The organism is Methylobacterium indicum (assembly GCF_001043895.1).
Taxonomy (GTDB): domain Bacteria; phylum Pseudomonadota; class Alphaproteobacteria; order Rhizobiales; family Beijerinckiaceae; genus Methylobacterium; species Methylobacterium indicum.
The window spans coordinates 1-9,992 of the sequence record NZ_JTHF01000122.1 but is presented as its reverse complement, the minus strand read 5'-3'; the positions used below and the strand labels follow the sequence as shown (position 1 = coordinate 9,992).

Genomic DNA, 9,992 nt, shown 5'->3' with positions numbered 1-9,992 from the left:
CGAGAACCCGGGATCCATCACCGCGGACGGTGCCGACCCTGGCGGATCGCGTCCCGATTCATCCTGAAACGTCAGCGGTTATGGATCCCGGGTTCCGCTGCGCGGCCCCGGGATGACATCGAGGGTTTCAAAACTGTCGAGCGGGTCGAACAGGGCCGTAGACGCCCTCAATACACGTCCGCCTGATACCGGTTCGCCTTCTTCAGCGCCGCCAGATACGCCACCGCCTCCTCGGGGCTCTTGCCGCCGTGGGTCGCCGCCACGTCGATGATCGCGCGCTCGACGTCCTTGGCCATGCGCTTGGCGTCGCCGCAGACGTAGAAATGCGCGCCCTCCTCCAACCAGCGCCACAGCTCGCGGCCGTTCTCGCGCATCCGGTCCTGGACGTAGGTCTTCTCGGCTCCGTCCCGCGACCAGGCCAGCGACAGGCGGGTCAGCACGCCCTGGTCCTTCAGGCCGTTCAACTCGTCGCGGTAGAAGAAGTCCGAGGCCTGGCGCTGGTGGCCGTAGAACAGCCAGTTCCTGCCCGGCGCCGCGGTGGCGGCGCGCTCGCGCAGGAAGGCGCGGAACGGCGCGATGCCGGTGCCCGGCCCAACCATGATGACCGGGGTCTCGGGCGTGGACGGCAGGCCGAAGCCGTGGGCCTTCTGGAGGTAGACCTTCACCTTCGCGGTCTCGGCCAGGCGCTCGCCGAGATGGGTCGAGGCGACACCGAGCCGCAGGCGCGAACGATGGCTGTAGCGCACCGCGTCGACGGTGAGCGAGACCCGGCCCGGATCGGCCTTCGGCGAGGACGAGATCGAGTAGAGCCGCGGCTGCAACTCGTCGAGGGCTTCGAGAAAGACCTCGGCATCGGGCCGGGCGCCCGGGAACTTGTGCAGCGCCCCGAGCACGTCGAGATAGGCGGCGTCGCCGTCCGGATCCTCGCCGGCGCTGAGTGCCTGGGCCTTCTTGCGCTGCGCGCCGGAGGTCAGCAGCGAGAGGAGCTGGAACAGCCCGTCGGGGGCACCGCCCAGCGAGTAGTTGGTCAGCAGGTGATCGCGCAGGGTCTTCTCGCCGAGCTTCGTCGCGATGACCCGCTCCGGCCGGGCGCCGAGTTCGGCGATGACCGCATCCGCGAGCGCCGGGGCGTTGGCGGGAAACAGGCCGAGCGAATCGCCGACGACGTACTCGATGCCGGTGCCGGCGAGATCGATCTCGACGTGCCAGGTCTCCTTCTCGCCGCCCGGCGCGTTGAGGCGGCGGCGCGACAGGAAGACCGCCTCGGCCGGGTTCTCGCGGCAGAGGCCGTAGGGACCGACCGGGGCGTCGGCCTTCGGGGCATCGTCGGAAGCCGGCGCCGCGCCGGCCGGTGCCGTCGTGCCAAACTCCGCCTCCAGCTTCTTCAGCATCCGGAGCGTCTCCTTGCCGCCGGGCTGGCAGAGGTTCAGGCGCTCCTCGGTCTTGAGGAAGAGGGCGTTGGCATAGTCGGCGCAGTTGTAGCCGCACTGGCCGCAATCCTGCTGGGCCATGGCGGCCATCAGCTTCTGCGGCTCCGAGCGGTCCTTGGCCAGCACCATGCGGTCGTCGAGGGGCATCGACGGGTCGTGCCAGGGCGCGTCGCCATTGTCGGCCAGAGCCGGCCCGCCGGGCGCCGCCCCGGCCGGCAACGCCGTCGCGCCCTCGACCGCCGGCCCGAGCAGGGCCGCAAAATAGCCCGACAGCCAGGCGCGCTGGTCAGTGGTGAAGGGGGCGGATTCGGGGATCAGGACGAGCGGGGGAGCGACGTGCTGGGTCATCGGGGGTTACCGGAGAAGAGTGGCAGTCGACATCGGTCGGTAAGGCGCTGGCTTCTCCTCTCCCCGCGGGCGGGGAGAGGGCCGCGGCGACCTTGTCGTCGGCGCGGCGAGGCGTCAGCCGAGGGTGAGGGGGTGCTTCCGGAAGAGCCTCATCCGGTACGTCCCCCTCACCCTCGCGGCGAACCTGCGGTTCGCAGCTCGCTGCATCCCCTGAACGGGGACGCAGCCCTCTCCCCGCCCGCGGGGAGAGGAGAAGGGTGCCTTACTCGGCCGCCTCCAGCAGCCGGGCGTCGGCGAGGCCCTTCAGGGCCTCCGGCCCGCGGCGGGCGGTGTAGGCCTGGAAGCTCTCCTGCGGGCCGGTGCGGTGCCGGAGGTAGTCGGTGAGCAGGGCCTCGACCCGGCCGGGGCAGTCCTCGGCCTTCACGGCCTTCCAGATCTCGGTGCCGATCCTGGCCGCCTCGCCGAAGCCGCCGCCGACGACGATGTCGTAGCCCTCGACGGTGTCGCCCTCCTCGCTCACCGTCACCTTGGCGCCGATGAGGCCGATATCGCCGATGTAGTGCTGGGCGCAGGAATGGTGGCAGCCGGTGAGGTGGACGTTGACCGGCACGTCGAGCCCCGGCACCGCCGCCTCGACATGGTCGGCGATGAGGAGCGCGTGGCCCTTGGTGTCGGCGGCGGCGAACTTGCAGCCGCGGTTGCCCGTGCAGGCGACGAGGCCGGCGCGGATGCTCGACGCCTTGGTGGAGAGCCCGAGGGCCGCCACGCGGGACTCGACCTCGGCCACCTTGTCGTCAGGCACGCCGGAAAAGAGGAAGTTCTGCCAGACGGTGAGCCGGATCTGACCGTCGCCGCACTCGCGGGAAATCTCGGCGAGGGCCCGCATCTGGTCGGTGGTCATCTTGCCGACCGGCAGCACCACGCCGATCCAGTTCAGGCCCGGCTGCACCTGCTTGTGGACGCCGACATGGGCGTAGCGGTCGAAGCCGCCGCGGGGCTTCACATGGGAGGGATCGACCCGCTCCAGCTTGCGGCCGAGTTTTTCCTCGACGGCGGCGAGGTACTTGTCGTAGCCCCAGGCGTCGAGGACGTATTTCATCCGCGCCTTGCTGCGGTTGGTGCGGTCGCCGTTCTCGATGAAGACCCGCAGGATCGCATCGGCGATGGCGTTGCACTCCTTCGGCCGCAGCACCACGCCGGTGTCGCGGGCGATGTCGCGGTGGCCGGTGATGCCGCCGAGCACGAGCCGCATCCAGATGCCCGGCTCGACCGCGGCGCCCTCCATCACCTCGACGGCCTGGAAGCCGATGTCGTTGGTCTCCTCCAGCACCGGCAGCACGCCGCCGCCGTCGAAGGCGACGTTGAACTTGCGCGGCAGGCCGAACAGCGAGCGGTCGTTGAGGATGTGGTTGTGCCAGGACTTGGCGAGCGGCCGGGTGTCGAGGAGTTCCTGGGCGTCGATGCCCGCCGTCGGCGAGCCGGTGACGTTGCGGATGTTGTCCGCCCCCGCCCCCCGCGCCGTCAGGCCGAGATCGACGAGTCCGTCGAGGAAGGGCTGGCCGTGCTCAGGGCTGATCTCCCGCACCTGGAGGTTCGCCCGCGTCGTGACGTGGCTGTAGCCGCCGCCATGGGCATCGGCGAGATCGGCGATGCCGGCGAACTGCCAGTGGTGCAGGATGCCGTTGGGGATCCGCAGGCGGCACATGTAGGAGTTCTGGGCCGGCGCGACCCAGAACAGCCCGTGATAGCGCCAGCGGAAATTGTCCTCGGGCTTCGGGGCCTTGCCGGTCTCGGCCTCGGCGATCAGCCGGTTGTGGCCGTCGAAGGGGTTCTCGGCCCGCTTCCACTTCTCCTGGTCGGCGAGCTTGCCGCCGTTCTTCACGGTGCGGTCCTGCGCCTTGATGTGGCTCGCATCCGGCCCGGTCGGCTCGGCGGCGGGCGCAGGCGCAGTTCCGCCGCCGGCGAGGCCGCCGGTCATGCGGATCGCGGCGATGCCGTGGGAGAAGCCTTCGAGGTAGCGCTTCTGCTCGGCGTCGAAGTCGTCGGCCATTGCGGGCTCCTTCACGCTGCGAGGGGTTGGGGGGCGGGAACTTCGGGGGAGACCGGGCGCCCGAACATCAGATCGTCCCGGTCGTCGGACGTGATGGTCTCGCCGGTGCGGATCAGGGTCTTGCACCAGCCCTGCTCGGCGACGTCGCCGACGAAGACCGCGCCGATCAGCCGGTCGCCGTCGATCACGAGCTTGCGGTAGAGGCCCGTCGCCGGGTCGCTCCAGGTCACGGCCTCGGCGCCGTCGGGCACGTCGACCGCGCCGGCAGAGAAGACCGGCAGGCCGGAGACCTTGAGGCTGGTCGCGAGCGAGGTGCCGGCATAGGCCGCCTCAGACCCGCTGAGGTGGCGGGCCAGCACGTCGGCCTGCTCGTAGGCCGGCTCGACGAGGCCGTAGGTCTGGCCGCGATGCTCGGCGCATTCGCCGAGCGCGTAGATGCCCGGCACCGAGGTCGCCATCGTGTCGTCGACCCGGATGCCGCGGCCGACCGCGAGGCCGGCACTGGCCGCCAAAGCCGTCGAGGGACGCACGCCGACCGACATCACCACGAGATCGGCCGGCAGCACCGTGCCATCCGAGAGAACCAGGCGCTCGACCTTGCCGTCGCCCTCGACCGCCATGGTGTCGGCCTTCAGGATCACCCGGACGCCGCGGGCCTCCATCGCCTCGCGCACGAGGGCCGCGGCGGCGTGGTCGAGCTGGCGCTCCATCAAGCGGTCCATGACGTGCAGCAGCGTGGTGTCGACGCCGAGCCGGGCGAGGCCCACCGCCGCCTCGAGCCCGAGGAGGCCGCCGCCGATGACGATCGCACGCGCCCCCGCCACCGCCGCCCGGCGGATCGCCGCCACGTCGGCGAGATCCCGGAAGGTGATGACGCCGGGCAGATCCATGCCGGGCTTCGGCAGCCGGATCGGCACCGAGCCGACCGCGAGCACCAGCTTGTCGTAGGGCAGCACCAGCCCCTCGCCGACGCGGACGAGGCGCTCGGCGGTGTCGATCGCGGTGGCGGGCGCGCCGGTGACGAGGGTGATGCCGTGCTCGGCGTACCAGTCGAGCCCGCGGAAGGTGCAGGCCGCCTCGTCGACCTCGCCGCCCAGCAGCGACGACAAGAGCACCCGGTTATAGGCCGCCACCGGCTCGGCACCGATGCAGGTGACGGCGTAGCGGCCGGGGGCGGCATCGAGCAACCGCTCCAGGAAGCGGAGCGAGGCCATGCCGTTGCCGATGACGACGAGGCGCTCGGACATGGGCGTCAGGCCGCGATCGCGGGTTTGGCGTGGCGGGCGTAGAGGAATTCCAGCACCTCGGCCCGGGCATGGGTGTAGGTCGGGTCCTCGACGAGCTCCAGGCGCTTGCGCGGCCGGGCGAGCGGCACCGTCAGGACCTCGCCGATCGTCGCCGAGGGGCCGTTCGTCATCATGACGATCCGGTCGGAGAGCAGAACCGCCTCGTCGACGTCGTGGGTGATCATGATCACGGTGTTCTTCAGCCGCAGGTGGATCTCCATCAGCTGGTCCTGGAGATGCGCCCGGGTGAGGGCGTCCAGCGCACCGAAGGGCTCGTCCATCAGCAGGACCTTCGGCTCCATCGCGAGCGCCCGGGCGATGCCGACGCGCTGCTTCATGCCGCCGGAGATCTCGTGCGGGCGCTTCTCGGCGGCGTGGGTCATGTTGACGAGCGCGAGATTGTGCTCGATCCAGTCGCGCCGCTCCGCCCGGTTCTTCTTCGATTTCAGTACCTTGTCGACCGCGAGCGCCACGTTCTCGCGCACGGTCAGCCAGGGCAGGAGCGAGTGGTTCTGAAAGACCACGGCGCGCTCGGGGCCGGGGCTGTTCACTTCCTTGCCGTCGAGGAGGACGCCGCCGGTCGAGGCCTTGAGCAGGCCCGCCACGATGTTGAGCACAGTCGACTTGCCGCAACCGGAATGGCCGATCAGCGAGACGAACTCGCCCTTGGCGATCTTCAGGTCGACGTCGCGCAAGACCTCCGTGGTGCGCCCGCTCCGGGTGAAGCTGATGCCGATCTGCTCGAGGCTGAGATGGGTCATGATGGGCCTCCTCAGGCCGTGGCGGTGCCGCGGGTGACGAGGTGGCCGAGGCCGGCGACGAGGCGGTCGAGCACGAAGCCGATCATCCCGACATAGACCAGGGCCACGATGATCTCGCTGATATGCGAGGAGTTCCAGGCGTCCCAGATGAAGAAGCCGATGCCGACGCCGCCGATCAGCATCTCCGCCGCCACGATGGCGAGCCAGGACAGGCCGACGCCGATGCGAAGACCGGTGAAGATGTAGGGAGCGGCGGAGGGCAGCATCACCTTGGCGAAGAACTCGAAGGCGTTGAGGCGGAGCACCGCCGCGACGTTGCGATAGTCCTGCGGGATGTTGCGGATGCCGACCGCGGTGTTGATGATGATCGGCCAGATCGACGTGATGAAGATCACGAAGATCGCCGAGGGCTGGCCGTCCCGGAAGGCGGCGAGCGACAGCGGCAGCCAGGCGAGCGGCGGGATGGTGCGCAGGACCTGGAAGATCGGATCGAGCCCGCGCATCGCCCATTCCGACTGGCCGACCAGCGTCCCGAGCAGCACGCCGGCGATCACCGCCAGGGTGAAGCCCAAGGCCACGCGCTGGAGGCTGGCGGCGATGTGCCAGAAGAGTCCCTTGTCGGTGCCGCCGTTGTCGTAGAACGGGTGGACGATGATGTCCCAGGCATCGGTGACCACGCGCGAGGGCGGCGGCAGGCCGGCGCCGGGGCGCCCGCACAGGACTTCCCAGACGAGCAGGAAGACCGCCAGCACGACGAGCGGCGGCACGATCCGGAGAGCCAGGCCCTTGAGGGCGGCGCGGGTGACGAGGGGAGCCCGCGCCCCCTCCCGCTTGGTGGCGACGACGCGCCCGATGGTGGTTCCGAGAGCCATCACGCCACCTTCTTGATGCCGAGGCTGTTGAGGTAGGCGGCGGGATCCGCCGGATCGAAGACCTTGCCGTCGAAGAAGGTTTCGGTGCCGCGCGAGGTCGAGGCCGGCGCCGTGACGCCCATGCCCTTGGCCACCTCGCGCCAGATGTCCTCGCGGTTGACCTTGTCGATCAGCGCCTTGGTGTCGGTCTGGGGATCGAACTTGCCCCAGCGGATGTCCTCGGTGAGGAACCAGAGGTCGTGCGACTTGTAAGGATACGAGGCGTTGTCGGCCCAGTACTTCATGATGTGCGGGCTGTTCATGACCTTGCGGCCGTCGCCGTAATCGAACTCGCCCTTCATCCGCTTGACGACGTCGGTCGCCGGGACGTTGATCCACTGGCGCTTGGCGACGATGCCGGCGAGCTCGTCGCGGTTCTCCGGCTTGTCGCACCATTGTTGCGCCTCCATCACGGCGGCGAGCAGGGCCTTGGCGGCGTTCGGGTACTTGTCGACCCAGGACGCGCGCATGCCGAGCGCCTTCTCCGGGTGGTCCTTCCACAATTCGCCGGTGGTCAGCGCGGTGTAGCCGATGCCCTGCGTGATGAGCTGCTCGTTCCACGGCTCGCAGACGCAGAAGCAGTCCATCGTGCCGACCTTCATGTTCGCGACCATCTGGGCCGGCGGCACGACGATGGTCTCGATGTCCTTGTCGGGATCGATGCCGCCGGCGGCGAGCCAGTAGCGGATCCAGAGGTCGTGGGTGCCGCCCGGGAAGGTCATGGCGGCCTTCACCGACTTGCCCGACGCCTTCTTGCGCTCCAGAGCCGCCTTGAAGGGCTTGGTGTCGAGGGCGACCTTGTCGCCCATATGCTCCTTGGCGACCGAGATGCACTGGCCGGCGAGGTTGAGCCGGGCCAGGATGTACATCGGCACCGGAACATTGTTCTGCGTCACCCGGCCGGCGCTGATCAGGTAGGGCATCGGGGTCAGGATGTGGGCCCCGTCGATGCCGTTGCCCTCCGAGCCCAGCACCAGGTTGTCGCGGGTGGTGCCCCAGGAAGCCTGCTTCAGCACCTCGACGTCGGGCATCCCGTGACGCGCAAAGATCCCCTTCTCCTTGGCGACGAAGAGCGGGGCGGCATCGGTGAGCGCGATGAAGCCGAGCTTGGCGCCCTTCACCTCGGGTCCGGCTCCTTGCGCGAAGGCGCCGCCCGGCAGGGCGACGCGGGCCGCCGCTGCCAGCGACAGGGCGCCGGCCGCCCCCTTGAGGAGACCGCGACGCGTGGTGTGCTCAACGCTGCTCATCGATGACTCGCCCTCAAGTCCTCGCGCCGCCCAGGCGCTCGATCCGGTTCGGAACGCAAAAAACCGCCGCCCAAGGTCTTCCGCCGGCCACGCGATGCGGGGCCCACCGGGGAACTCGGGTCAGCGGCTTTGCTGACGGTCGGTGCCCGTCGACGCTGACGGACGAGAGGAAGAGAGCAGGTTCCGTGCCAATCGCCTCGTGGGCGATTCAAGTGATTGAAATCGGATCGATTCCTAGCTTGGCCGGACAGGGCGCCAAGCCGGCCTGGCGGATGGATGCGATGCACAAACGGCAGGCTACGAGCTTTGGAAACAGGCAGCAGATGCAGCAGCCGAAAAATTGAGCAGAGAGGGGAGCGGCGTCACGCCGCCGTCAGCAGGTCCGGCCGGTACAGGCCCGCCGCCTCCGTCCGCACCGCCCCGGCCGCGACCTGCCCCGCCGCCGCCATCTCGTCGGCGAGCCAGTCGAGGGAGGCCGGGTCGGGGGTCAGTTCCCGCTCGCTGAGCACGAGGTAATCGGGCGCCGGAACCAGCGGCCCGCCGGGCGCGAGGCGAAGGCGCCCCGAGAGGCCGCGGGCGATGAGCGCCGGGTCGAGGCCGAGATGGCGCCGGCTGCCGAGGAGGGCGGCCAGGTCCTCGCGGTGTCCCGGATCGCCGCACCAGCGGGCGCTGCGCTTCAGGGCGCGCAGGAGCGGGGCGGCGCGGTCCGCCATGTCGGCGGTCAGGGCCAGCACCTTTTCCGGGCAATCCGGCGCGATGTGGGCGCCGAGCGCCGCGATGCGGCCGACCCCGGCCTCGACCGCGACGGTGCTCCAGGGCGCGCCGACGCAGAACCCGTCGATCAGCCCGCGCTCCAGCGCCTCGACGGTGCGGGGCGGCGGCACCACGATGAGGCGCACGGCCGAGAGGGAGCCGCCGCCGAGCGCCAGCAGGCGCCGCAGCTGGTAGGTGTGGCTGGAATAGGGATGGACGGTGCCCAGCGTCAGCGGGCGCCCCTCCCCGGCCCGGGCCTCGGCCACCCGGGCGAAGGCGCGGGCGACATCCGCCAAGGCGTCCGATCGGGCATCGAGTGCCTGCCAGAGCGGCAGCGACAGGGTCACGGCGTTGCCGTTGCGGGCGAGCGCCGCGGGCGCGATCAGCCGGGCCTGCGGTCCGCTCAAGCCCAGGTGGCAGGCGAGCGCCAGCGGCGCCAGCATATGGGCGCCGTCGAGGAGGCCGAGCGCCAGGTGGTCGCGCAGGGTCGCCCAGGACGGCGCCGGGGCGAGATCGACGCCGAGCCCCTCCTCCTCCGTGAAGCCGCGCTCCACCGCGGCGATCAGCACCGCGGCATCGGTGAGCGGGACGTAGCCGAGCTGGAGCCTCATCCGAGCAGGTCCGCGGCGGTGACGATGGCGCGGGCGATGTCGACGATCTTGCGCTTCTCGTTCATGGCCTTGCGCCGGAGCTGCTTGTAGGCCTCGTCCTCGGTCAGGCCCTTGGCGCTCATCAGGATGCCCTTGGCGCGCTCGATCAGCTTGCGGTCGGCCAGCTCGCCCTTGGCCTCGCTGAGCTCGCGCTGGAGCCGCGCGAAGGCGTTGAAGCGCAGGATCGCGATCTCGATGATCGGCTTGATCCGCTCGGCGCGCAGGCCGTCGACGATGTAGGCCGAGATGCCGGCATCCACCGCCGCCTGCATCATCGGCGTGTCGGAGCGGTCGACGAACATCGCCACCGGCCGCTCGACGAGGCGCGAGACCCCGAACATCTGCTCCAGGAGGTCGCGGCTCGGGCTCTCGAGATGGATCACCACCACGTCCGGCGAGACGGCCGACAGCCGGTCGAGGAGGTCGGCGGTGTCGGGGATGACGACCACCCGGGCGCCCTCGACGGCGCGCAGGCCCTCTTCCAGGATCGCGGCCCGGGCGCGGCTCGGGTCGACGACGGCGATGGTCAGGGGGTCGCCCGGGCCGCGATCCTGGA

General features: G+C 70.3%; 8 protein-coding genes. All 8 read right to left on the bottom strand.

Annotated features, from left to right (window positions below; all coding sequences use genetic code 11):
* Positions 1–167: 167 nt before the first annotated feature.
* The gene (locus tag QR78_RS15115; RefSeq protein ID WP_048428367.1) at positions 168–1,778 is read right to left on the bottom strand and encodes a sulfite reductase subunit alpha; all 1,611 of its coding nucleotides are present in this window, start codon (positions 1,776–1,778) and stop codon (positions 168–170) included.
* A gap of 262 nt (positions 1,779–2,040) precedes the next feature.
* Positions 2,041–3,828, bottom strand: coding sequence for a NirA family protein (locus tag QR78_RS15110; protein ID WP_048428366.1), 1,788 nt, complete (start codon positions 3,826–3,828; stop codon positions 2,041–2,043).
* 11 nt (positions 3,829–3,839) lie between these two features.
* Positions 3,840–5,075, bottom strand: coding sequence for an NAD(P)/FAD-dependent oxidoreductase (locus tag QR78_RS15105; protein ID WP_048428369.1), 1,236 nt, complete (start codon positions 5,073–5,075; stop codon positions 3,840–3,842).
* Between the two features lie 5 nt (positions 5,076–5,080).
* Positions 5,081–5,875, bottom strand: a complete 795-nt coding sequence (locus tag QR78_RS15100; protein WP_048428365.1) for an ABC transporter ATP-binding protein — start codon at positions 5,873–5,875, stop codon at positions 5,081–5,083.
* Positions 5,876–5,886: 11 nt separating this feature from the next.
* On the bottom strand, positions 5,887–6,747 hold the full coding sequence (ntrB, locus tag QR78_RS15095) for a nitrate ABC transporter permease (RefSeq protein WP_048428364.1): 861 nt from the start codon (positions 6,745–6,747) through the stop codon (positions 5,887–5,889).
* A complete protein-coding gene (locus tag QR78_RS15090; RefSeq protein ID WP_048428363.1) occupies positions 6,747–8,033 on the bottom strand; it encodes a CmpA/NrtA family ABC transporter substrate-binding protein in 1,287 nt (428 codons plus the stop codon). The genes ntrB and QR78_RS15090 overlap by 1 nt, the downstream gene beginning before the upstream one ends.
* A 362-nt stretch (positions 8,034–8,395) precedes the next feature.
* Entirely contained in the window at positions 8,396–9,397 is a 1,002-nt protein-coding gene (locus QR78_RS15085; RefSeq protein ID WP_048428362.1) for a CmpA/NrtA family ABC transporter substrate-binding protein, read from the bottom strand.
* Positions 9,394–9,966, bottom strand: coding sequence for an ANTAR domain-containing response regulator (locus QR78_RS15080; protein WP_048428368.1), 573 nt, complete (start codon positions 9,964–9,966; stop codon positions 9,394–9,396). The genes QR78_RS15085 and QR78_RS15080 overlap by 4 nt, the downstream gene beginning before the upstream one ends.
* Positions 9,967–9,992 lie beyond the last annotated feature (26 nt).